This window comes from Lacticaseibacillus hegangensis (genome assembly GCF_003946465.1).
GTDB lineage: Bacteria > Bacillota > Bacilli > Lactobacillales > Lactobacillaceae > Lacticaseibacillus > Lacticaseibacillus hegangensis.
This window is the reverse complement of record NZ_RHOL01000042.1, coordinates 1-21387: the sequence shown is the minus strand read 5'-3', so window position 1 is coordinate 21387 and position 21387 is coordinate 1. Positions and strand designations below refer to the sequence as shown.

Below are 21387 nucleotides of genomic sequence, written 5' to 3'. Positions count from 1 at the left end.
TTATATCGGCGATGGCGGCTGTTTCATATCATGATTACGAGGGCAAAGCAGAGCGGCGCCCTCAGATAGTTTTTTGTGCCCCGAGCCGTCAATCATCAGACATCAGTTATCATTATGATTAAGTTTATCAACCATTTTTCTTGCCTGCGCCGCGGTCAGTCTGATACGCTTAAGTTATTCCATGGAACCGCTTTACCGGCCGGCCTTGGCGCGCAAGGCCGACCAACTCTCGAAGGAGGCGTCTGCCGTGAAGATTCACAAAGTGCTCAACAACAACGTGGCCATCGTCAAAAATGGCCAAGGCCGTGAACAAATTGTGACCGGGCGCGGACTGGCTTTCGGCAAACGCCCCGGCGATGAGATCGACGCTTCAGCAATCTCCCAAACCTTCACCCTCCAAACCGGAACTACCGCTGAATTAACCCGGCTTTTGGCCGAGATCCCCTACGGCTGTTTGCAGGTTTCAGGGGAAATTCTTGACCTCGCCAAGCAGGCCGGGCTCAGCCTGGACCCCAGGCTGCTCGTGACCCTTGCCGACCATTTGGCACTGGCCGTACACCGCGCCCGGGCCGGTGAGGCCGTCGCCAACGTAATGCTCTGGGACACCCAGCGCTTTTATCCGCGCGAGTTCCGCGTTGCCAAAGCCGCGCTCGGCCTGATTGAAACCAAACTCAACGTGACGCTGCCTCCGGACGAGGCGGGCTTCATCGCCTTTCACCTGGTGAACGCGGAAACCAGCAGTGCCGGCACGGACGCGGCCAAAATCACGCAGCTGATGCAGGAAATGCTCAGCATCGTGCGTTACTATTTTCACTTCGAACCCGACAGTACCACCTCGGACTACAGCCGCTTCATCACCCACCTGAAGTTCTTCGCCCAGCGGCTGCTGCGGGCCGAGCCCATGGCGACCGTGGACGAGGCACTGCTTCAGCTGATCCTGGCGCGCTACCAGGCGCCTTCGGCCTGCGCCAAGCGCATCAGCGACTTTCTGCTCACCCGCCACGGCTACGCGGTCACGCCGGCCGAGCGAGCCTACCTCACGCTGCACATCGAGCGCCTGGTCTACCGCGCCCAGGCGCAATAACAACACCCCACATTTTGTCAGAGCGTTGGATGGTGACATTAAGTTGGCCAAACCTTCGGAAAGAAAAATCTTTCAGGAGGAACCCACATGACTAAATATGAACAACTCGCAACTGATATCATTGCCAAAGTCGGCGGCCGTGAAAACATTCTCGGCCTCACCCACTGCGTCACCCGGTTAAGATTCAAGCTCAAGGACGAAAGCATCGCCGACACCGCCGGCCTGAAAAGCATGGATGGCGTGGTCACGGTGATGCAGTCCGCCGGTCAGTACCAAGTCGTGATCGGCAACCACGTGCCCGACGTGTTCGCGGAAGTGATGCGCGTCGGCAAGCTGGAAAACAACGCAAACGACGCACCTGCCAAGAAAATGAAATTTGGCGACCGCGTCATCGACCTGATTTCCGGCATCATGATGCCCGCCCTGTCGGTGATGTGCGCCGGCGGGATCATCAAGGGGCTCGCCGTGATCCTGATGGTCACTGGCGTCCTAACGGACAAATCAGGCGCCTACATCATGCTCGATGCCATCGGGGATGCCTGCTTCTACTTCTTCCCGATCGTCATCGGCTTCAATGCCGCCAAGAAGTTTAACATGACCCCGTTTATTGGCCTCATCATCGGGGCCGCGCTGGTTCACCCCAACATCAATGGCGTCGACTTAAACTTCTGGGGCATGAACTTCAACGCCTCATACAGCTCGACCATTCTGCCAGTGATTTTGATGGTGGCCCTGGCGGCGCCGCTAGAACGCTGGCTTAAACAGGTCATCCCGGACGTGGTCAAGACCTTCCTGGTGCCGATGCTGACGCTGGTGATCATCGTGCCGATCGGCTTCATGCTGATCGGTCCGGCGGCCAATGCGGTTTCGCTGGTCCTGACCCAAGGGATCGAAGCTTTGATGGGCTTCAGCCCGATCCTGGCTGGTTTGGTGCTGGGTGCCACCTGGCAGCTGCTGGTCATGTTCGGCGTGCACATGATGATCGTCGTGATGGCGATGATTCCACTGGCCGCCGGCAACCCGACTGCGATTTTGACCTCCATTGCCTGGGTGTCCTTTGCCCAAACTGCCGTGGTGGTCGCCATTTGGCTCAAATCCAAGGATAAAAAGCTCAAGGCCATCGCCCTGCCGGCCTGGATCTCCGGGATCTTCGGGGTGACGGAACCGGCAATTTACGGCGTGACCCTGCCGCGCATGAAGATGTTTGTGATCTCCTGCATCGGCGGCGGCCTTGCCGGCGCCATGACCGGCGCACTGGGCATGCAGACCTACCGCATGGGCGGCATGGGCCTGTTCGCGATCCCTGGCATGCTCAGCACCGATAATGCCGGCCGCGACCTGATGTACGCCGGCATCTGCCTGGCCATCGCGATCATTCCAAGCTTCATCGCCGCTTACGTGATGTACCAAGATGACCCAATCGTCAATGGCATCGAAGACGCGGCGATTCCAAGCACGCCGCGGCTGGAACGCGACACGGTCCTCGTCAGTCCGATGACCGGTCAGCTCGTGCCGCTGCGCGATGTTGAAGACGGCGCATTTGCCGCCGGAGCCCTCGGCCAAGGCATCGCCATCGACCCGTCAGACGGGCGCGTGGTGGCGCCCGCCGACGCGACGGTCATGACCGTGTTCCCGACCAAGCACGCGATTGGCCTGATCACCGACACCGGCGCCGAGATCCTGATCCACCTGGGCATGGACACCGTCCAGCTGAACGGCGATCATTTTGACATTAACGTCAAAGCCGAGCAGCACGTTAAAGCCGGCGATCTGCTGGCCACAATCGACCTCGCCGCGATCCGAAAGGCCGGCTACTCAATGGTGACGCCAATTGTGGTCACCAACACCGCCGACTATCTGGACGTGATCGCCGAACTGACCGGCAACGCCCTGATCGAAGCCGGCGCGCCGCTGCTCACGCTGATCGCAGACACGCAAGAAGCCACGGAGGTCAATGCCCATGCCGTTTCCGAATAATTTTCTCTGGGGGGCCGCCCTGGCTGCCAATCAATGTGAAGGCGCCTGGAACGAAGGGGGCAAAGGCGAGAGCATCGCCGACCACCTGACGGCCGGCAGCCGCACCAAGCCGCGCCGTTTCGTCAAGGATCTGAACCTCGACAAGTACTTTCCGTCCCACACCGGGGTGGACTTTTACCACCGGTTCGAAGAAGACATCGCGTTGTTTGGCCAGATCGGTCTGAAAAGTCTGCGCCTGTCCATCGCGTGGAGCCGCATATTCCCCAATGGTGACGACGCACAGCCGAACGAGGAAGGCCTGCGCTTCTACGAGCGGGTGTTTACCACCTGCCGGGAAAATAACATCACGCCGATCGTCACCCTCAGCCACTTTGAAATGCCTTACCACCTGATCACTGCCTACAACGGCTTTGCGAATAAACAAGTGATCGACATGTTCGTCCGTTACGCCAAGACCTGCTTCAAGCGCTACAAGGGGCTGGTTAAGTACTGGCTGACTTTCAACGAAATCAACTTCGGCACGCTGAGCGCTGGTCGCCTGTTTTGCCTCGGCCTGCGCGACGCGGCGCAGGAGAACTACTTCTTCACTTCCGGCGACGAAACCGAGCACTACCAGGCGCTGCACAACGTCTTTCTGGCCTCAGCCAGGGCCGTGATCAGCGGCCACCAAATCGACCCGCAGAACCAAATCGGCTGCATGATCGCCAACGGGCTAGCCTATCCGCTGACGCCTAAGCCCGAGGATGTGCTGGCGACCCAGCAGCGCGCCGACTGGTTCAACAACTTCTGCGGCGACGTCCAAGTCCGTGGAAGCTACCCCAGCTTTGCCAAACGGCTCCTGGCAAAGCGCGGCGTCACGCTTGAAATCACCGCGGAAGACGAGGCTACGCTGCTGGCGGGTAAGGTCGACTTCTACTCGTTTTCTTACTACTCCAGCTCCTGCATCGCCGCTGACCCCGGCAATGAAGGCGAAGGCAACCTGATCGCCGGCCAGAAGAATCCCTACCTGCAAACCTCCGATTGGGGCTGGCAGACTGATCCGAGCGGCCTGCGCCTCACCCTGAATCGCCTGTACCAGCGCTATCAAGTGCCGCTGATGGTCGTTGAAAACGGTCTCGGGGCGATCGATACGCTGGAAAACGGCGCAGTGAACGACCCGTACCGCATCGATTACCTGCGCGCACACGTCGAGGCGATGCACCAGGCCATTGATGAAGACGGCGTCGACCTGATTGGCTACACCATGTGGACCGCCATGGACGTGATTTCCGCCGGCACCGGCGAAATGGCCAAGCGCTACGGCCTGATCTACGTCGACCGTGACGACTTGGGTCAGGGGACCTTGACCCGGACGCCGAAAGCGTCGGCGGTGTGGTACCACGACGTCATCGCCAGCAACGGCGACTCGGCACTGAAGGAAGCTGCCGAGCAAGCACCAATACTCGTGCCCGAGGAATAAAGGCAAGTAAATAAAACAAAAGCAGACCTGCCGCGCATCAAAGTGATGCGGGCGGGTCTGTTTTTGGTGACATCATTCCAAAATTTCTGTGGCGATGCGGTTGTCTGGGATGTCTCGCTTCGTGTAGGCGTCGGTGCTATCGCCGACGACGAGGCCGCCCACCGGCGTGAAACCTTCAGGAATCTTCAGTGCTTGCTTCAGCGCGTCATCCTCGGCCAACGCCGCGATCGCACCCCAGATGTGGCAGGCGCCAAGGCCAAGCTCGACCGCTGCCAAGTTGAGGTTTTCGATCACTGTCGCGGCATTGGAATAGCCCGAATTATCGCTGGCGTCGCCCTTGAGCTTGGTCGATAAAATAATCAACATCGGCGCACCGTACAGCATCTTCTCCCGACCAAACTGCTTGGCCGCGGCCGCATCGATTTGCGCGAGCAGGTCAGGATTTTCCACCACGGTCATCGCGACGGAATCGTACTGCCCCATTGCAACCGGCGAGGCGTAGGCCGCCTTCAGCAGCTGTGCCCGTTGGTCATCCGTCACCGGCACCCCAGTGTAGGTCCGCACCGACTTGCGCCGCAGCAATGCTTTCATCGTATTCAATCCTATCAGCTCCTTTTCGAGATTATTGTAGCACTGATCGGGAAAACGCCTCCAAGGAGAAGTTCAGCCGACCCACTCGCTTTTGAGCTTTGACCAAACATTTTCATCGTGAAAGCCGTCAAGTAACTGTTCGTCCTGGCGCAGCGTCCCATCAAGGTGAAACGTCGCCTCCTTGGCAACGGCATTACTGGCTTGATTCTCAACGGCGGCGCGGATCACGATCTTGTTTAGCCCGTACTCGCTGAACCCTAGCGCACACATCCCCATAACGGCGCGGTGCATCACCCCATGGCCCCGGAATGGCTGACCCAGCCAGTAGCCGATATCGGCACTGCGATTGGGGTAAAAACCGTTGAAGCTGATCATCCCGGCCGGCTGCCCCGCAACGACCAACACCAAATTAGCCGATTTTCCGACCCCAAAATGCTGGTTGAACAGCGTCAGCGCGGCCTGTTCATCGGCTGCCGTTTGAGTGTCTTTAACCCACGGCAAGTAGCGTTCAAAAGTGGACCGATCGGCCGCAATCAAAGTGTACAGCGGCCCAGCATCTAGCGCTGGGCGCGGGATCGCCAGCTGTAGCTCATCGTCCACAACATAACTAAACATCCATTATTCCTCCGTATTAATCATTATTATCACGCTCTCACCTTGGTTTCACAATATCAGCCTCAGGGCCGAGACTGCCCCAAGGCAGCTGTGTTAAGATTACTGCATCAGATAAAGTAGTCGGAGGCGAGCGAATGATTTCAAGCGACAGCATGCGCGGCTACAACGACGCCTTAATCCTGGCGGTGCTGGCGGCCGGCGACTCGTACGGCTACCAGCTGGAAAAGGCGATTCGCGATCGCACCGATGGCGCGTACGCGATTCGTGAAACCACGCTGTATTCGACCCTGACGCGCCTGGTCAAAGCCGGCAGCATTGAAGCTTACGCTGGCGAGATCTCTTACGGCCGCCCGCGCACCTACTACCGGCTGACGGCGGCAGGAAACAGTGTGCTGGCCGCCAAACGCAAGGAATGGGCGCAGACCCAAGCAGTCGTGTCAAAATTTTTATCCGCGGAGGAATAGCTAATGGAAACCTTGAACACCTACTTGGCCGGATTGTTTGCCGGCGTGCCAGACACAGCAGCGACGCGCAAGGCCAAGGCCGACCTGCTCGATCTCATGACCGATCACTATCATGAGGAGCTGGCGCTGGGCAAAAGTGAGGCCGAAGCGATCGGGGCGGCCATCACGGCAGTGGGGTCGATCGACGAGGTACTTGCCGCGCTTGACATTGATCCGGCCGAGCCGCAAAAATCGCCCCAAAGCGACGCGAACGACGCCATTGACGAGGAAAGTGCCGAGCGCTACTGGCGCGCCAATATTCGCTACGCCCTTTCACTCGGCGCTGGCGTCGCCTTTTGCATCTTGAGTATTGCCCTGGCTGCCGCTTTTGCCCTCCAGGACTCAACCATTGCCGCGGTCATGTTCTTCCTCGCGCTTGGAATCGGGGTTGCGGCCATTATCACCAGCGCAATAGGAATCAAACCTGAACGCCAGCGCATCGCCCATCGCCCCCTAGCAACAGCAACAAAGAAATTGGCAAACGAAAAGCTCGAAAACTATCATCAGGCGTACACCATTGGCATCCTGGTTGGCATTCTATGTTGTCTGTTCTCAGTGATTCCGCCCATTGTGATGAACGCAATCGCGAATGAAGAGTTAGGCGCACCGTTAATGATCGGCATGATTGCCCTTGGGGTGTTTTATCTCGTCTATGTTCAGACCATCAGCAACGGCTACAAGCGCCTAGCCAATCAGCCCATCGCCGACTAACTGATTTGTGATAAGATAACACCGATATCGTGATACCGTTGGAGGCGCTCATGGACACACTCAAATCTTACCTGGCCGACCTGTACCAGGATCTGCCAGACACGCCGGCCAACCAGAAAGCTCAGGCCGAACTGCTCGACGCCATGACCACGTTCTACACCGGCCAGCTTAAGCAGGGAAAAAACGAGGACGCGGCGCTGGGCGCCACGATCAAGGCCACTGCCGGCATGAAGACCCGACTGGCTGAAGTCCATGCTGAAGTCATCGCAAAGCCCTTCGCGCGAGCCGAAGCGGTCACCCGCCAGCACAAGTCAGAACCTGCCGTCACGATGAAGCAAGCCGAAAGTTTTTGGCAGGCCGCGGGGACGCACGCCCTGTACCTGGCTGGCGGCGTCTTTCTCCTCATCGTCGGCAGCGGCTTCACGCTTCTTGCCGATACCGATAGTGACCTTTCGATGGTGGTCTTTTACATCCCCGTCCTGCTTGGGATCGCAGCCCTCATTGTTGACAGCAAAGCCTTCAAGGCCGTGCGCCGGCCCTTACGCCATCTCCCAGTGGTTTCACCGGTCCACGAGCAGGCCGTCGCCCGCCGCACCGCTTACCACCGCCGGTACGTGATTGGCCAATGGGTCGGGTATGTGAGCTTGGCCGCCTCGCTTTTCACCGTTTCCATCGACGAGGGCGGAAATGAAGGCTCATTCTTGATGGCCACGCTGATTGGCCTGGGCGTTTTCTGCCTGGTTTATGTGCACAGTATCGACCACCAGTATCGACGGTTGGCCAAGCGCCGCGTGGTTGATTAAGCTAGCAAATAACGGCCACCACTTTTTGAAGTGGTGACCGTTTTTTGCGGGCTACGGAAAAAGGCGGTCGACAATCGTCTGCGCCGGGGCGGTGCCGTTGACCATGCCGGCAATTTGCCCCGCCATCAGGGTGCCGTGAGCCACATCGCCGGCGATGGCCTTGGCCAGGCTGCCGTCTAGCAGCGCGTGCAGCTCGATGTTTGAAGCACCCAGCGACTCGGCCATGAAGTACTGATCCGTCAGCGGATTTTTCAGGCAGCGCACCGCATCCCCCAACGCGCGCCCGGTCACGACCGTGGCGGTGTCGGTGGCCGCCACCACTGCCGCCTTGTACGCCGCGCTGATCGGCGTTTCGTGCGCTGCCAGAAACGCCGTGCCGACCTGCACGCCGACCGCGCCCAGCGCCTGGGCCGCCTTGACCCCCGCCGCGTCAATGATACCGCCAGCGGCAAAGACTGGCAGGTCGACGGCTGCCGTGACCTGGCGCACCAAACTCATGGTTGTTTGCGTGCCGATGTGGCCGCCGGACTCCATGCCTTCGGCGACCAACGCATCGACCCCCAGCGCGGCCATTTTTTTCGCCACCTTGACCGATGGGATGACTGCGACGACCTTGGTGCCGACCGCGCGCAGCTCCTTGACGAAACGCTTGGGCGTGCCGGCACTGGTGGTGACGACCGGCACTGGGTGATCGATCAGGTACGGCACCAGCTCGGCGATGTTGTCCTGCTGGAGCATCAAGTTGACGGCAAACGGCTCGTCGGTATAGGTGTGCACACCGTCGATGGCCTTGGCCAGGCTGCTCACGTTCTTGTCGCTGGTCGTAAGCACGCCCAGTCCGCCGGCGTTGGCGACCGCCCCGACCAAACAGGCCTGGGAGATCCCCGCCAGTGCCCCTTGAATCAGTGGGAGCCGCGTTCCTAAAATCGTCGTCATCAAACTGCCTCCTGCAAGCTGCAACTAGCCGGCCCTAGTGGTAGCGACCGGCCGTTGCTTCTACTTTAATCGATTTTAAATGAAAGCGCCACCATTTTTAGTAAAAAGAAAACCGGACGCACAGCCCGGTTTGATTCGTTAATTCGATGACTTGTCCGGCAGGTACGGCTTGACCAAATTGGCCAGGGCCTCAACGTTGCGGGTCTGCAGGTACACCCGACCACGCCCGGTAAAGTGGTTGACCAGCCCTTCACCAGTCGTGAAGCCAAAGGTGCCGCTGGCAATTTCGATGCTGTAATCGAGGCTGGACTCCCAGGCGACGACGTGATTGTTGTCGATCACGTAATCGCGGTCGCCATCCAGGTCCACTGGCAGCAGATCCCCGTATGCCGACACCAGCATGGTACCGGCGCCGGTAGTTTCCATGATGAAGAACCCGCCGGTGCCGCCCAGCAGCGCGCGACCGGCCTTTTGCCGGATCATCGAGTACCCGGCCGTCGCGTCCATCGCCAGAAACGCGCCGGTGTTCAGGCGCCACTGGTGTTCACCGTCCAGGGTCAGCGCCTGGATCACCCCTGGGTTGCCAGGCGCGATTGCCAGTTCTGCGCCGCTCGCCTGCGCGGTCGCCGTCGTGATGAAAAACGACTCGCCGGACGTCATGCTGCGACCCAGCGCGGACAGCATCCCGCCCAACCCTGTTTTGCCGTTGCTGTTCATGTGCCCTTCAAGTGTCACCCCGTCGTTGTGGTAAATCATCGAGCCCGCCTCGATTTGGGCACTGTCGCCGCGGTCCAGGTGCAGCAGCGCAATGGGAAAAGGGACATTCCCCTTCAGTTCATAATTCATTTTTTCTCACCTCCGTTGCTTTGTATTTTACGCCAATGGGCAAGCGCTTTCGACCCTGACGCAGTCGCGTGTTATGATAATCATGCAATCAGTCAGGAGGCGCTGCATGAAGACGACCAAAATCAATGGAATCACGATCCCGGCCTTGGGCATCGGCACCTGGGCGCTTGGGGAAGGCGACGCCGCGCAAAGCCAAAGCGAAATCGCGGCGATTCGTGCGGGTCTGGACGCCGGACTCACGCTGATCGATACGGCCGAAATGTACGGCGAAGGCGCGGCGGAGTCCTTGGTGGGGCAAGCCATCATCCCTTACGACCGCAGCAAGCTGTACTTGGTGTCCAAGTTTTATCCCTGGCACGCGACCGCCGCGCAAATGCGCCAGGCGCTTGAGGCCAGTCTGCAGCGTCTGGGCACCGATTACCTGGACCTGTACCTGCTGCACTGGCCGGGCCAAACGCCGCTGGCCGAAACGCTCGCGGGCTTGGCTGACCTGAAAAAAGCTGGGCTGATCCGCGCATATGGCCTGTCCAATTTTGACCATCCGGCACTGAAGGAAGCGCGCACCCTGCCAGGCGGTCAGGCCATCGCCGCCAACGAGGTCTTGTACAACGTTCAAGCGCGCGGTATCGAGTTTGACCTTGTCCCATATCAAGAACAACTCGGCATGCCGCTACTGGGTTACTCGCCGTTTGGGTCCGGCAATGGGCAGCAGATTTCGATCCCCGACTCGCTCGAGCAGCTGGCACGCAGCATGCACATATCCGTGCACCAAGTGCTACTGGCCTGGGCCGGGCGCGGCAGCGTGATCCCGCTGGTAAAAACTGGGAGCGCTGCGCACATGCAGGCTAACTTGGCCGCGCTGAACGTGACCTTCTCTGAAGATCAGCTGGCAATCATCGACGCCGCTTTCCCGGCGCCGACACGCAAAGTCCCCTTACAATCCATTTAACTTTTCGAAGGAGTGATCAATATGACCAAAGTATTTGTTGCGGGTGCCAACGGCCAAGTGGGCCGCCTGGTAATTGAAACGCTGCTGACGAATGACTGCGAGGCCGTGGGCGGCTACCGCGACCCGCTTTCGCAGGCGCGCGGCGACACGACGCAGTTTCACGCCGTGCATTTTGACCTGACCGACCCGGTCAGCACGCTGGCGCAGGCGATGGCAGGCTGTGACGCGATCATTTTCGCGGCGGGCTCAGGCGGCAAGAACCTGCTGGAAGTCGACTTGGACGGCGCGGTCAAAACGATGGCCGCCGCCCAGCAGGCCGGGATTACCCGCTTCATTCACCTCAGCGCGCTGAACGTGCAGGATCGCAGTTTCTGGCCGAAGTCCGGCATCAACGATTACTACATCGCCAAGTATTACGCCGACGAGTGGCTCAAGACCCGCACCAGCTTGGACTGGGTGATCGTCGAGCCGACCGCGCTGACCAACGACGACGGCACCGGCAAAATCACCCTGAAACCGCAGGGCCAGTCGCAGATCCCGCGGCAGGATGTCGCCACCGTCCTGGTCGAGGCCGTCACGTCCGACCTGCACCGGCAGGAACTGGAAATTGCCAGCGGCGACGTGCCGATCGCCCAGGCTTTTTAAAAAATAGTTGCGTCCGGCTAATCGCCCGCGGTATAGTATAGCCAACAAATTAACGAAGAAGGTGTCGCCATTGAAGTAAGCCATTGATGAAACGTCGAAGCCCTGAAGCATGGGCGCAGTCTCGACTTTTCGCAATGGCTGACTCCTGGCGGCACCAAGCGGTAAAACTCGCTTGGCCAGCCCATTTGGACTGGCTTTTTGCTTGCCCAAAAGGCCATTTACTGCGCGAACTTCAGGCCCGTCCTTTAGAAAGGATGAGCGCCTCATGGCAACCATTACCCTGTCCCATCTCTCGTTTGGCTACGACGGCCAAACCGAATTATTTCACGATGTCTCCTTTGACCTGGATCTGTCCTGGCACCTCGGCCTGGTCGGGCGCAACGGCCGGGGCAAGACTACCCTGCTGGAGCTGCTGCAAGGCCAGCACGACTACGCCGGCAAAATCAGCGTCCCCACCCCGCTGCGGTATTTTCCTCAGGCCATTAAAGACGAGACGCAACTGACCCTCTACGCGATGCAGGAAGCAAGCGACGCCGAGCAGTGGCAGCTTGAGCGCGAGCTTAACCTGATGCACGCCGACCCCGCCATTCTCTGGCGGCCATTCAACCTGCTGTCCGGCGGCGAGCAAACCAAGGTGCGCCTAGCTCTGCTGTTTGCCGAGGACAGCGGCTTTGCCCTGATCGACGAACCCACCAATCATCTCGATGCCGCAAGTCGCGAGCGCATCGCGGACTACCTAAAAGCGAAACCCGGCTTCATCGTGATCAGCCATGACCGCACCTTTTTGGATGCGATCACCGACCACACCCTGGCCATCGACAAGCAGGCCATCACCTTGTACGCCGGCAACTACAGCGTGTATGCGCAAGAGCGCGAGCGGCAGAACGACTTTGAGCGCGCGGAAAACGCGAAGCTCAAGCGCGACATTGGCCGGCTCAAGCAGTCCTCACGTGATAAGCACGACTGGTCGCTCAGCCGCGAAGGCGACATTCACGGCGATCCGCACGTAAAAGGCAGCGGCGGTACCGGCCACGCCGGCTTCGTCACCGCCCGCGCCGCCCGCCTGATGAAAAAGTCCAAGGTGCTCGAACACCGCATGGACAAGGAGATCGAAGGCAAGTCCCAGCTGCTCAAAAACGTCGAGGAGGTGCCGGAGCTGACCATCAACACCATCCCCGACCATCATGAGGTTTATGTGCACGTCGACCACTTCACCTTAAGCTATGACGGTCAGCCGCTGTTTGCTCCGCTCACGTTCGATGTGCGCCGCGGTGAACGCGTGGCCCTGGCCGGCCCCAATGGAATCGGCAAATCTTCGCTGCTCCACGCGTTGCAAGGCAAATTTGCCGGCACGGCGACGGGGACGCTCAGCTACCCGCCCAGTTTGACCTTTAGCCTGAGCCGCCAACTGTACGCGGACAATACCGGCACCATCGCCGACTTTGCGGCAGCTCATCACCTGAACTACCAGGACCTGCTGAACAATCTGAAAAAATTGGGCCTGGAACGCTTGGCGTTCACGACCCCGATCGAACGCCTCAGCGCCGGTCAGCAAAAGAAAGTCGAGCTGGCCAAGTCGCTGGTCACCCCCGCCAACTTGCTGGTGTGGGACGAGCCGCTCAACTATCTGGACCTGTACAATCAGGACCAGCTGGCTGGGAGCATCCTCAAGTCCCAACCCACCATGCTGTTTGTCGAACACGACCGGGCGTTCATTGACCGCATCGCCACTAAAGTGATCACCCTGGCGCCGAGTCTCGCCTAGTCGCCTGCTCGGCGTGTTGGCCGGTAAAAAGTTAAGAATTTATCGATAATCAACAAATGTTTATCGATAATCAATAAGCCCATGTTATGCTGAAGCCATCAAATTGACGGGCAAGCCGTCGCTTTTTTGGAGGCATCAATATGAAAATTCGCATCTGGCTTCTCAAGCTCCTGCTGATCGCGAGTGTGATCGCGATCGGGGCATTCGGGATCGGGCTGATCCCGCGCTTTCCAATCGTGATGGTGCGCGACTACCAGTGGCCGGTCGCGGCCTGGGCCTTCACGCTGGGCGCGGCGGTCGCGGTGGTCAGTTACTGGCTCGCCGCCTTCATCGCCTGGCGCCTTTTGGACTGCATCACCGAAAGCGCCGCGTTCACGCAGCGCGCCGTGACGTTGATCATCCGTCTGAAGTGGGCCGTTGGCGCAATGGCGCTGGGCCTCTTGGTCTGCCTGCCGCAGTGGTACCGCATGGCCGACCACGACGACGCCCCGGGTGTGATGGTCATTGGGCTCGGCTTTTTCGCCATTCCGGCGATCGTCTGGCTGTTTCTGGCGATCTTGCAGCAGCTGTGGACCACGGCGCTGGCGTACAAAACCGAAAACGACATGACCGTGTGAGGAGGCCCGCGATGATCGAAATCAATTTGGACCTGATGCTCAAAAAACGCGATCTGACCCTGACTGAGCTGGCCGAGCAGGTCGGCATCACCCTGACCAACCTGTCGATTCTGAAAACCGGCAAGGCCAAGGCTGTACGCTTTTCGACCTTAGCCAAACTCTGTGAAGTATTAGACTGCCAGCCCGGTGACGTGCTGGCTTACCAACCGAAGGCTTAACTGTGATATGATTGGCTGAAAATTCTGGGAGGCATCTCATGCAAGAAGACCGGGACATTCGCTACTTGCTCAACCCACACGAGCGCTTCGACATCAGGGCAGTCCTGATTTTGACACACGCCGGCCAGGTTCTTGTGACCCCGAGAAAAAGCGGTGACAAAGAGATGACCATCGTTCCAGGCGGCGCTGTCAAATTCGGTGAAACCGGAGAGGACGCGGCCAAACGTGAAGCCAAGGAGAAACTGGGACTGAGCCTAAACAAGTTGACCAGTACTGGCATCGTTGAAGCCTTTTTCACCCTGAATGGCATTCGGTGCCACCAGATATTGCTGGTATACCAAGCAGAAGTCAGCACAAACACAGCGGCCATTCTGGCCGATTTAAAGGTTGAACAGTTTGACCTGCCAACAAACACGCATTTCGCATGGCAAGCGAAGGCCGCGGTGTCGGCAAGTATCCGCCCGCTGCGCTTGGACAATGCCTGACACCGGGCCACTTCAAGCACCTAGTAGACCGGCGGTGACATTCAAGCAAGATCAGTCAAATACCCACAAAAAATGTGCCGCAGATTTTTTCTCTGCGACACTTTTTTGCGTTTCATTCAGAAATAATCGTTGAACTCAGGCGTGGCGTGCTGAAGCGCCTGATCGAGCCGCGCGGCGGCAGCCAGGTCACCACTGCCCTGCCCGCTCATCAGGAGTGCATGCAGTGAAGTGGCGCCCATGAGCGCCTTGGTCAGCTGCTGAATGGTAAAGGTCAGCTCTGGTGCAGCGGTGACGCCTTTTCCCGCAGTTGTTTGCCCCGCCGTGCGGCTCAGCTGCCAAACTCCGGCGTTGACGGGCAGGACTGGATCTTCCACCGCAATCGTCACCGGCGCAAAGTCCTGCGTGAACGGATAACGGTCCAGGAAGTCTTGCAGGTCCACAATGCGCGCCATCATGTATGGGGTGACAACCGCTGACACGGCGTACGGCTCCTGGATCCAGTCACCGGCGTACTGGCTGTGCGGCGATTCGTAGCGGAGCTTTTGAAACGTGTTCCCATGCTTGAGCAAAAACGCCATCAGCTGCTCAAAGGCGGCCGGCGTATTTGCCAGCAGCTTGTGCACGGTCATTTCCGCGCCGCTGCGTTCATAGACTGCATAACCTTGCGCCTGACCTTTTTCGTCGAAGTACACGCCGGCATCCCAGCGATTTTTCAACGTCAGGTAATCCCACCACCAGTCCTCGCGCATCATGCCGCCGGGCAGGTCCTGGGCCTTTTTGGCGTAAAGCGGCTTGATGGTCGCAAGCGCCGCAGCAAACGACATGCGCTCAACGTGGCCTCCTTGGTGCTGCGGGTGGTACGCCGGCACGTGGTCATGCGCAATCGTGTACGTGATGTGGTTAAAGACTTGCTCATAGCCAAAGCGCCGGTAGTACCGGTAGGAAAACGGCGCCAGGTACGACAGGGTCACGTGGCGGTCGTGCATCTCCTGCAGCGCCGCCTTCAGCAGCGTCCCTGCCCCGCCGTGGCCGGAATCCTCCGGGGCAGACATCACGTCGCCAATGCCGTTCATTTTGTATGCCACCCCGTGAAAATTAACAGTGAACGGCAGGCTGTAAAGCCCTGAGGTCAGCTGCTGGTCGTGCTTCAACCCGTAAATCCAGCCGTGGGCGTACCGCGCGTTGAAAAAGCGCCGCCGGGCCTCGCTGTCCTGGCCGTTGAACGCGTACAAGTATAGCTGGTAGAACCGCTCGCGGTCCGCTGGGTCAGTCAATCGATATTCAGATACCATGATGGTCCCTCTTTCAGTTTATGTTTAACTCCATTGTAACCAAGAACGCCCGGTTCGCGAGTATACGCGAGCCGGACGTGTCTGGGTTAAGCCTCAGCTTTCGCCTCATCAACAGGCTTGTTTTCGGCTGCGACCATCTGCTTTTCAGCAGTCTTGAAGAATGGGTAGTAGCAGGCAGTGGCGATGACCAGCTCGACGGCTGACCACACCGCGTCCCGCCAGTCCCAGTTGGTGGCCATCAGCGGCCCGATGATCGGCGGCATCGTCCATGGCACCATCGCGGATGGCGCGGAGATCCAGCCGATGCTCATCAGCACGAATGACCCGGTGGCGAGAATTAGCGGTACCCCGATGAACGGAATCATCGTGATCGGATTCATGACCAGCGGGAATCCGAAAATGACCGGTTCGTTGATTTCAAACAGCGCACTTGGAAACGCGACGCGCCCCAGTTCCTTGTAGGTCTTGGACTTGGAAAACAGCATCAGGATAACCAGCGTGATCGTGGCGCCGGTGCCGCCGACGTTGACGAACAGGCTGGAAAAGCCCATTGCGGTGTTGAACGGCAGCGGTTGGTGATGCGCCAGCGCGGTGGCGTTCGCGGTCAGAAACTGCAGGAAGATCGGGTCGGAAATGCCCTGCAGCGTCATGTCGCCGTGAATCCCGCAGACCCACAGCAGCGAGACCAGCAGCGTGTAAACCAGAATCCCAGGCAGGGTGTTCATCGCGAACAGCAGCGGGTGGAAGATGGCCTGCACGACCTTGTTAATATCGATTCCGAGCGGCATGCGCACCGTCCAGAACAACACCAAGATCACAAACCCAGGCAGCAGTGCGACGAATGAATTAGAAACCGCGGCCGGCACGCCGGCTGGCAGCTTGATGACAATGTTGCGACTTTCGAAAAAGTGAAAAATCAAAACAGAGACAAACGCGGTAATAATGGCAGTAAACAAACCGGATGACGAAAAATTGGCGGTATCAAGCGTGTACTTGTCGTTGAACGACAGGACGATGAACGCCATGGTGCCAAGCCCGGCCGCGGAAATCGCGTCAACGTCCAGCGCCTTGGCCAGCTGGAAGCTGATGCCGATCACGGCGAGCAGCGAAATGATCCCGAACGACGCGTTCGTGGCGACGCCCATCATGTTGACGTACGGCTTGATGAAATGGGTCCAGGCTGGAATCGGAATGTTGGCCAGGATCATGAAGACAGAACCGGAAATAATCGCCGGCAGGGTCAGCACCAGGCCGTTACGAATTGAGACCAAGTACTTGTTATTCCCCACCTTCGCCATTGGCGGCATGATGGTGTTTTGCAGCCAGTCCATGAACTTCTGCATAGAAATCTCCTCCTTTGTGCGTTCTGCGGAGTGATCCGGCGGCGGCAATGCCGCAGCCGGAAGATTTCGTGAAGCGCTTTCTTAATACGACATTCATGATAGCGGTCTAGTCCAAATTCGTCAATACTTGTTCCTATCAATTCGTCTCGTACCAATCCATCTGATTGTACCCCTTCCATTATGCTATGGGGCATCTGTTCGGTTAACCAATCGCCTGAAATTTTTTATTTCCGTTCTCCCCCAGCGATTATGCCACCCTGGCCTCGGCAATGTCACGGATTTGTCCCCGCGAACAGGGACAAAAAAGGCGAGACCGCAGCCTCGCCGTTTCAGGCTTATTCACTTGACTTAAGGGCGCCGACCATATCGATGCGCTGCAGCCGCTTGTGTGTCACCAGCATCACGATGCCGGTAAAGGCCGCCATCAGCAGCGTCGACCAGACATAGCTCAGCGGGTCGATCACCACGGGGAAGATGACCTGCGTGGTTTCCGCCTGATGCAGGATGTAGGCCAGCAGGCCATACCCGACGCCGTAGCCGAACAGAATGCCGACAATGGTCATGACGATGTTTTCCCGCACGATGTACATCGTGACTTCGCGGTCGTAGAAGCCCAGGACCTTGATGGTCGACAGCTCGCGAATCCGCTCGGACACGTTGATGTTCGTCAGATTATACAGCACGACGAACGACAGCACCCCTGATAGCAGGATGAAAATCAGGACCACGGGATTCAGGGTCGCGCCCATATTGCCGATCGACTTGGTCTCGTCGGCCTTGAAGCTGGTGCCCAGCGCCGCGCCGCGTTTAAGCAGCTGGTGTGCCAGGTCATTGCGCTGCCAGCCGGACATGGCCTTCAGCTTCAGCAGCAGCGCGTTTTTCGCCGGAGCCTGGCCAAAAGTCTTGGCGTAAGCACCTGGGCTCATGTAGGCAAACACGCCGATATAGTTGGTCGTGATGCCGCTGACCTTGACCTTCTTGGCCGCCTTGCCGGTGCGGGTGAAGGTGATGGTGTCGCCTTTTTTCACGTTCAGCTGGTTGGCAATTTTCTGCGCGATGACAATCCCGTGCGTCGGCAGCTTGTAAGTGTCGCCATGTTGGCTCAGCGAGACGAACTGGCCGAACTTAGCCGGACGCGCCGGCGTGTACAAGTTAATGTCAGCAATCTGCTGGCCGTTGGCTTTCGCCTTGCCGGTGTCGGCCGTCACGACCTGGCGCGCCCGATACTTGCCGGAATCTTTGACGATGCGCAGCGCCTCGGCCTGCTTGCTGGGCCTGGCCAGCGCCACGGTGGCCTCGTAGTGAAAGACCTCGTCGTACTGGTGAGCGGCCGTGGTGCTGATCGAATCCCGCAGGCCAAAGCCGGTCAAAAGCAGGCCGGTGCCCCCGGCAATGCCGACGATCGTCATGATCATCCGACTCTTATAGCGAAAGAGGTTGCGGTACGAGACTTTCTGGTTGAACGACAGGTGGCGCCAGAGCGGTTTAATACGCTCCAGCAGGATCCGCTTGGCGGACTTCGGCGCGGCCGGGCGCATCAGCTCTGCCGGCCGTTCGCGCAGTTCGCGCCGGGAGACCAGCCAGGCCGCCCCGACCGTCGCCAGCAGTGAGGCCACCAGGGCGATGGCAAAGCTGCCCCACATCAGCGGGATCGTCGGCGTCAGCGGAATCACCATGTCGTAAAGGGACACGATGAACCGCGGCAGGGTCAAGTTGCCGGCGAAGCTGCCGATCACGGCACCCAGCAGGCCGGCCATCAGCGCGTACATCAGGTAGTTGCGGGCGATGGCCCACTTGCCGTAGCCCAGCGCCTTGAATGTGCCGATTTGGCCGCGCGCCTCCTCGACCATCCGCGTGATGGTGGTGAACGTAATCAGCGCGGCAATCAGGAAAAAGAACACCGGGAACACATTGGCAATCGCCGCAATCCGGTCGGCGCTGTCGCCAAACGAGGCAAAGCCCGGCAAGTCAGCCCGCGTTTGCCAGGTGTAGCTCGTCTCAATCGCTCCCTTGGCCTTGCGCTTGGCGGCGTCGAGCTTCTGCTGGGCCGCTTCCAGCTGTTGGGTCTGCGCCGTCAGCTCTGGTGTGGTGGTCAACGCACCCTGCGAGGCCGCCTTGACTTGTTCAGTGGCCGCAGTCAGCTGCCGCTTGGCCGCATCCAGCTTGGCCTGCTCAGCGTTGATGGGCTTCATTGCGGTGTCAAGCAGTTCAGCATTGCGGTCTTCAGCCCGCGGTTTGAAGACCCGCTTCAGCGCCGCAACTTTATCGGCCACATCATCCTTGTAGGCGTTGCTGTAGCTATTTTCACTCTGCAGCTTCGCAAATCGCACGGACAGCAGCGTGGCTACGTCTAGGTTCAGCTCCTTGGGCTGCACATAGGCAAAAAAGCGCACCGTGCCATCGCCGACATTGGTCGATCCGCGCTCATTGTTGTCGACGTACCGCGGTGAATCTGCGAACCCGACAATTTTAAAGGTGCGACGTTTCAAATCGGCGTCCTTGCTGAAGGTAAAGGTCTGCCCCAAGTGATAGTGGTACTCAGTTTTCGCGTGGGTGTCGAGCAGCACTTCGTCAGCGGCTCTGGGCAGGCGGCCGGCGGTCAGGGTCAGCTGATCCTGTTTGGCCGCTTTTTGATAGCCGTACAGCGCAATGGCCAGATCGTCCTTGCCCCCGGTGACGTACTTGAAGCGGGTCAGCTCGGCCTTGGCGCCGCTCACCTGCTCGGCCGTTTTCACGTCCTGCTTGGTGAACCCGGTGGTCGACAGGAGCTGCACATCGGCCAGCCGCTGGTCCTTGACGGTGCGATCCATGGAATCTTCCAGCCCCGGGCCAGCCGCACGCACGCCGACAAAGGTCAGCGTCCCGAGCAAAATAATCAGGACGATAGCGATGAAACGGCCCTTATTGGCGCCAATCTCACGCCACATGTTCTTCCGCATTGGCTTCATCACGCCGCCCCCTACCACTCGATGTCCGTGATAGGCAGCGGCTTGGCGTTATCGGTGACCGAGCGCACCTTGGCGTCGTTCAGCCGGATCACGCGGTCAGCCATTTGGGCCAGCGCCGAATTGTGCGTGATGATCAAAACGGTGGTGCCGTCCTTGCGCGAGGCGTCCTGCAAAAGCTGCAGGACCTGCTTGCCGGTTTCGTAATCCAGCGCCCCGGTCGGCTCATCGCACAGCAAGAGCTTAGGGTTCTTCGCCAGCGCGCGGGCGATGGCGACGCGCTGCTGTTCCCCGCCGGACAATTGGGAGGGAAAATTGTCGATTCGATCCGCCAGCCCCACGGCCTTCAAGGTCGCCTCGGCATCGCGCGCATCGTCGACAATGGAATTGGCCAGCTCCACGTTCTCTTTGGTGGTGAGGTTCGGGATCAGGTTGTAAAACTGGAAGACAAACCCGACGTTATGCCGCCGAAATTCGGTCAACTGCTTGTCGTTGAAGCGGGCAATGTCCACGCCGTCGATGATGACCTGACCGGAAGTGGGCACGTCCATACCGCCCAAAATGTTTAGCACGGTGGACTTGCCCGCGCCGGACGGGCCCAGGATGACCGTGAGCTGACCCTTTTCGCAGTTGAAAGAGACATCGTTGTTGGCGATGATCTCCGTTTCTCCCATTTGGTACTTTTTAAATTCGTTGCTGACTTCGATGTATGCCAAAATTGCCCTCCATTAATCCAACAGTGTGTTGATATAATGCTATTATGCTAGTATGCTCGAATCAGTTCAACCGACAACTCCGGTGATTGATGTCATTAAATCAACAGATACTCCCAAATTGTTTGAAAGAAGGCCACCCCATGGTCGGCACCAAGAACAATCGGCGCGCCCAAGCCACCGAGCGCCAGCTAAAAAATGCCATGCTGACGCTGCTGGCACAGATGCCGCTGGAAAAAATCAGCGTCTCCGCGCTGTGCCGCGAGGCGGACATCAACCGCGGCACCTTTTACACCCATTACCAGGATCCGCAGGCCCTGTTCACCGCGATTGAGCTGGACCTGGTCGACCAGGTCAGCGCCTTGGTCGACCAGCCGCGCACCGACATGGCCGCCTGGCTAACCCCGATCCTCACCTTGGTGCGAGAAAACGCCGCGGCGACCGAGATCATCATCCGCAACCTCACGGCCAGCCCGCTGCTGCTCGCGGTGCTTAACCCGCTGCGCGAGGAATCCCTGACCCGATACCGCCAGTGGTACCACGAAAGCGACCCTGCGATGTTGGAGTATTACTTCACGTTCTACCTCAACGGGGCAGTGCAGGTGATCACCAGCTGGCTGAAAAGCGGCGCGCGGGAAGCGCCGGCCGCGATTGCCAAGGTGATCGTGCGGGCGGCGCTGACGGCAGAACCGTGGGTGTAATGCGACTGGTAGATCCTAAACGACAAAATCTTAACGCTGCTCTCTAGCAACTCTGCTTTGCAGAGTTGCGTCGAGTGGCAGACTCTAAGTGCTAAAGCGCTAAGAGTCTGCGATCGAGTAGGAGGTAGCCGATTAATTCGGCTACCGACCTCTCACACCACCGTACGTACGGTTCCGTATACGGCGGTT

Annotated in this window: 22 protein-coding genes; 13 read left to right on the top strand and 9 right to left on the bottom strand. The window is 58.8% G+C overall.

Annotated features, from left to right (window positions below; all coding sequences use genetic code 11):
* Positions 1 to 247: 247 nt before the first annotated feature.
* The 3 genes from licT (at position 248) to EKM86_RS11170 (ending at position 4520) form a co-directional block, all read left to right on the top strand.
* Entirely contained in the window at positions 248 to 1084 is an 837-nt protein-coding gene (licT, locus tag EKM86_RS11180) for a BglG family transcription antiterminator LicT (RefSeq protein ID WP_164506263.1), read from the top strand.
* Positions 1085 to 1171: 87 nt separating this feature from the next.
* The gene (locus EKM86_RS11175; RefSeq protein WP_125758027.1) at positions 1172 to 3061 is read left to right on the top strand and encodes a beta-glucoside-specific PTS transporter subunit IIABC; all 1890 of its coding nucleotides are present in this window, start codon (positions 1172 to 1174) and stop codon (positions 3059 to 3061) included.
* Complete coding sequence (locus tag EKM86_RS11170) at positions 3045 to 4520, top strand: glycoside hydrolase family 1 protein (RefSeq protein WP_125758025.1); 1476 nt, start codon at positions 3045 to 3047, stop codon at positions 4518 to 4520. The genes EKM86_RS11175 and EKM86_RS11170 overlap by 17 nt, the downstream gene beginning before the upstream one ends.
* Before the next feature lie 72 nt (positions 4521 to 4592).
* Here EKM86_RS11170 and EKM86_RS11165 read toward each other — a convergent pair whose 3' ends face one another.
* Both EKM86_RS11165 and EKM86_RS11160 read right to left on the bottom strand, forming a co-directional pair.
* Positions 4593 to 5111 (bottom strand): nitroreductase family protein, encoded by a 519-nt coding sequence (locus EKM86_RS11165; protein WP_225419411.1) that lies wholly within the window; start codon positions 5109 to 5111, stop codon positions 4593 to 4595.
* A 72-nt stretch (positions 5112 to 5183) separates the two neighbouring features.
* The gene (locus tag EKM86_RS11160; RefSeq protein ID WP_125758021.1) at positions 5184 to 5726 is read right to left on the bottom strand and encodes a GNAT family N-acetyltransferase; all 543 of its coding nucleotides are present in this window, start codon (positions 5724 to 5726) and stop codon (positions 5184 to 5186) included.
* A gap of 134 nt (positions 5727 to 5860) precedes the next feature.
* On the opposite strand from EKM86_RS11160, the gene EKM86_RS11155 reads away from it, so the two are divergent.
* The 3 genes from EKM86_RS11155 to EKM86_RS11145 are packed head-to-tail and all read left to right on the top strand — an operon-like array spanning position 5861 to position 7743.
* Positions 5861 to 6190, top strand: a complete 330-nt coding sequence (locus EKM86_RS11155) for a PadR family transcriptional regulator (protein WP_125758019.1) — start codon at positions 5861 to 5863, stop codon at positions 6188 to 6190.
* A gap of 3 nt (positions 6191 to 6193) precedes the next feature.
* Positions 6194 to 6940: a permease prefix domain 1-containing protein gene (locus EKM86_RS11150; RefSeq protein ID WP_125758017.1), complete on the top strand. Its 747-nt coding sequence runs from the start codon at positions 6194 to 6196 to the stop codon at positions 6938 to 6940.
* Positions 6941 to 6990: 50 nt separating this feature from the next.
* A complete protein-coding gene (locus EKM86_RS11145; RefSeq protein ID WP_125758015.1) occupies positions 6991 to 7743 on the top strand; it encodes a hypothetical protein in 753 nt (250 codons plus the stop codon).
* A 51-nt stretch (positions 7744 to 7794) separates the two neighbouring features.
* Here the strand turns inward: EKM86_RS11145 and EKM86_RS11140 are convergent, their stop codons facing one another.
* Both EKM86_RS11140 and EKM86_RS11135 read right to left on the bottom strand, forming a co-directional pair.
* Positions 7795 to 8679, bottom strand: coding sequence for an NAD(P)H-dependent flavin oxidoreductase (locus EKM86_RS11140; protein ID WP_125758013.1), 885 nt, complete (start codon positions 8677 to 8679; stop codon positions 7795 to 7797).
* A 138-nt stretch (positions 8680 to 8817) separates the two neighbouring features.
* On the bottom strand, positions 8818 to 9525 hold the full coding sequence (locus EKM86_RS11135) for a TIGR00266 family protein (RefSeq protein ID WP_125758011.1): 708 nt from the start codon (positions 9523 to 9525) through the stop codon (positions 8818 to 8820).
* Positions 9526 to 9631: 106 nt separating this feature from the next.
* Here EKM86_RS11135 and EKM86_RS11130 point away from each other — a divergent pair, with 106 nt between their 5' ends.
* The 6 genes from EKM86_RS11130 to EKM86_RS11105 all read left to right on the top strand — a co-directional run bounded on the left by EKM86_RS11130 (position 9632) and on the right by EKM86_RS11105 (position 14204).
* On the top strand, positions 9632 to 10474 hold the full coding sequence (locus tag EKM86_RS11130; protein ID WP_125758009.1) for an aldo/keto reductase: 843 nt from the start codon (positions 9632 to 9634) through the stop codon (positions 10472 to 10474).
* A gap of 21 nt (positions 10475 to 10495) precedes the next feature.
* Positions 10496 to 11119 (top strand): SDR family oxidoreductase, encoded by a 624-nt coding sequence (locus EKM86_RS11125; RefSeq protein WP_125758007.1) that lies wholly within the window; start codon positions 10496 to 10498, stop codon positions 11117 to 11119.
* A gap of 265 nt (positions 11120 to 11384) precedes the next feature.
* Complete coding sequence (gene abc-f / locus EKM86_RS11120) at positions 11385 to 12884, top strand: ribosomal protection-like ABC-F family protein (protein ID WP_125758005.1); 1500 nt, start codon at positions 11385 to 11387, stop codon at positions 12882 to 12884.
* A 140-nt stretch (positions 12885 to 13024) separates the two neighbouring features.
* A complete protein-coding gene (locus EKM86_RS11115) occupies positions 13025 to 13501 on the top strand; it encodes a DUF2975 domain-containing protein (protein WP_125758003.1) in 477 nt (158 codons plus the stop codon).
* Between the two features lie 11 nt (positions 13502 to 13512).
* Entirely contained in the window at positions 13513 to 13719 is a 207-nt protein-coding gene (locus EKM86_RS11110; RefSeq protein WP_125758001.1) for a helix-turn-helix domain-containing protein, read from the top strand.
* A gap of 38 nt (positions 13720 to 13757) precedes the next feature.
* Entirely contained in the window at positions 13758 to 14204 is a 447-nt protein-coding gene (locus EKM86_RS11105) for an NUDIX domain-containing protein (RefSeq protein ID WP_125757999.1), read from the top strand.
* Positions 14205 to 14320: 116 nt separating this feature from the next.
* Here the strand turns inward: EKM86_RS11105 and EKM86_RS11100 are convergent, their stop codons facing one another.
* The 5 genes from EKM86_RS11100 to EKM86_RS11085 all read right to left on the bottom strand — a co-directional run bounded on the left by EKM86_RS11100 (position 14321) and on the right by EKM86_RS11085 (position 20500).
* Complete coding sequence (locus tag EKM86_RS11100) at positions 14321 to 15496, bottom strand: GNAT family N-acetyltransferase (RefSeq protein WP_125757997.1); 1176 nt, start codon at positions 15494 to 15496, stop codon at positions 14321 to 14323.
* 86 nt (positions 15497 to 15582) lie between these two features.
* A complete protein-coding gene (locus tag EKM86_RS11095; protein ID WP_125757995.1) occupies positions 15583 to 16839 on the bottom strand; it encodes a PTS sugar transporter subunit IIC in 1257 nt (418 codons plus the stop codon).
* Positions 16775 to 16936: a hypothetical protein gene (locus tag EKM86_RS12430; RefSeq protein ID WP_164506262.1), complete on the bottom strand. Its 162-nt coding sequence runs from the start codon at positions 16934 to 16936 to the stop codon at positions 16775 to 16777. Before EKM86_RS12430 ends, EKM86_RS11095 begins: the two co-directional genes overlap by 65 nt.
* Positions 16937 to 17174: 238 nt before the next feature.
* Positions 17175 to 19787: an FtsX-like permease family protein gene (locus EKM86_RS11090; protein WP_125757993.1), complete on the bottom strand. Its 2613-nt coding sequence runs from the start codon at positions 19785 to 19787 to the stop codon at positions 17175 to 17177.
* 11 nt (positions 19788 to 19798) lie between these two features.
* The gene (locus tag EKM86_RS11085) at positions 19799 to 20500 is read right to left on the bottom strand and encodes an ABC transporter ATP-binding protein (RefSeq protein ID WP_125757991.1); all 702 of its coding nucleotides are present in this window, start codon (positions 20498 to 20500) and stop codon (positions 19799 to 19801) included.
* A gap of 140 nt (positions 20501 to 20640) precedes the next feature.
* Here EKM86_RS11085 and EKM86_RS11080 point away from each other — a divergent pair, with 140 nt between their 5' ends.
* On the top strand, positions 20641 to 21198 hold the full coding sequence (locus tag EKM86_RS11080; protein WP_164506261.1) for a TetR/AcrR family transcriptional regulator: 558 nt from the start codon (positions 20641 to 20643) through the stop codon (positions 21196 to 21198).
* Positions 21199 to 21387: the final 189 nt, after the last annotated feature.

Coding starts and splice junctions, on each gene's coding strand:
- EKM86_RS11175 (WP_125758027.1), top strand. CDS start 1,172: ATGACTAAATATGAACAACTCGCAACTGATATCATTGCCAAAGTCGGC.
- EKM86_RS11170 (WP_125758025.1), top strand. CDS start 3,045: ATGCCGTTTCCGAATAATTTTCTCTGGGGGGCCGCCCTGGCTGCCAAT.
- EKM86_RS11165 (WP_225419411.1), bottom strand. CDS start 5,111: ATGAAAGCATTGCTGCGGCGCAAGTCGGTGCGGACCTACACTGGGGTG.
- EKM86_RS11160 (WP_125758021.1), bottom strand. CDS start 5,726: ATGTTTAGTTATGTTGTGGACGATGAGCTACAGCTGGCGATCCCGCGC.
- EKM86_RS11155 (WP_125758019.1), top strand. CDS start 5,861: ATGATTTCAAGCGACAGCATGCGCGGCTACAACGACGCCTTAATCCTG.
- EKM86_RS11150 (WP_125758017.1), top strand. CDS start 6,194: ATGGAAACCTTGAACACCTACTTGGCCGGATTGTTTGCCGGCGTGCCA.
- EKM86_RS11145 (WP_125758015.1), top strand. CDS start 6,991: ATGGACACACTCAAATCTTACCTGGCCGACCTGTACCAGGATCTGCCA.
- EKM86_RS11140 (WP_125758013.1), bottom strand. CDS start 8,679: ATGACGACGATTTTAGGAACGCGGCTCCCACTGATTCAAGGGGCACTG.
- EKM86_RS11135 (WP_125758011.1), bottom strand. CDS start 9,525: ATGAATTATGAACTGAAGGGGAATGTCCCTTTTCCCATTGCGCTGCTG.
- EKM86_RS11130 (WP_125758009.1), top strand. CDS start 9,632: ATGAAGACGACCAAAATCAATGGAATCACGATCCCGGCCTTGGGCATC.
- EKM86_RS11125 (WP_125758007.1), top strand. CDS start 10,496: ATGACCAAAGTATTTGTTGCGGGTGCCAACGGCCAAGTGGGCCGCCTG.
- abc-f (WP_125758005.1), top strand. CDS start 11,385: ATGGCAACCATTACCCTGTCCCATCTCTCGTTTGGCTACGACGGCCAA.
- EKM86_RS11115 (WP_125758003.1), top strand. CDS start 13,025: ATGAAAATTCGCATCTGGCTTCTCAAGCTCCTGCTGATCGCGAGTGTG.
- EKM86_RS11110 (WP_125758001.1), top strand. CDS start 13,513: ATGATCGAAATCAATTTGGACCTGATGCTCAAAAAACGCGATCTGACC.
- EKM86_RS11105 (WP_125757999.1), top strand. CDS start 13,758: ATGCAAGAAGACCGGGACATTCGCTACTTGCTCAACCCACACGAGCGC.
- EKM86_RS11100 (WP_125757997.1), bottom strand. CDS start 15,496: ATGGTATCTGAATATCGATTGACTGACCCAGCGGACCGCGAGCGGTTC.
- EKM86_RS11095 (WP_125757995.1), bottom strand. CDS start 16,839: ATGCAGAAGTTCATGGACTGGCTGCAAAACACCATCATGCCGCCAATG.
- EKM86_RS12430 (WP_164506262.1), bottom strand. CDS start 16,936: ATGAATGTCGTATTAAGAAAGCGCTTCACGAAATCTTCCGGCTGCGGC.
- EKM86_RS11090 (WP_125757993.1), bottom strand. CDS start 19,787: ATGAAGCCAATGCGGAAGAACATGTGGCGTGAGATTGGCGCCAATAAG.
- EKM86_RS11080 (WP_164506261.1), top strand. CDS start 20,641: ATGGTCGGCACCAAGAACAATCGGCGCGCCCAAGCCACCGAGCGCCAG.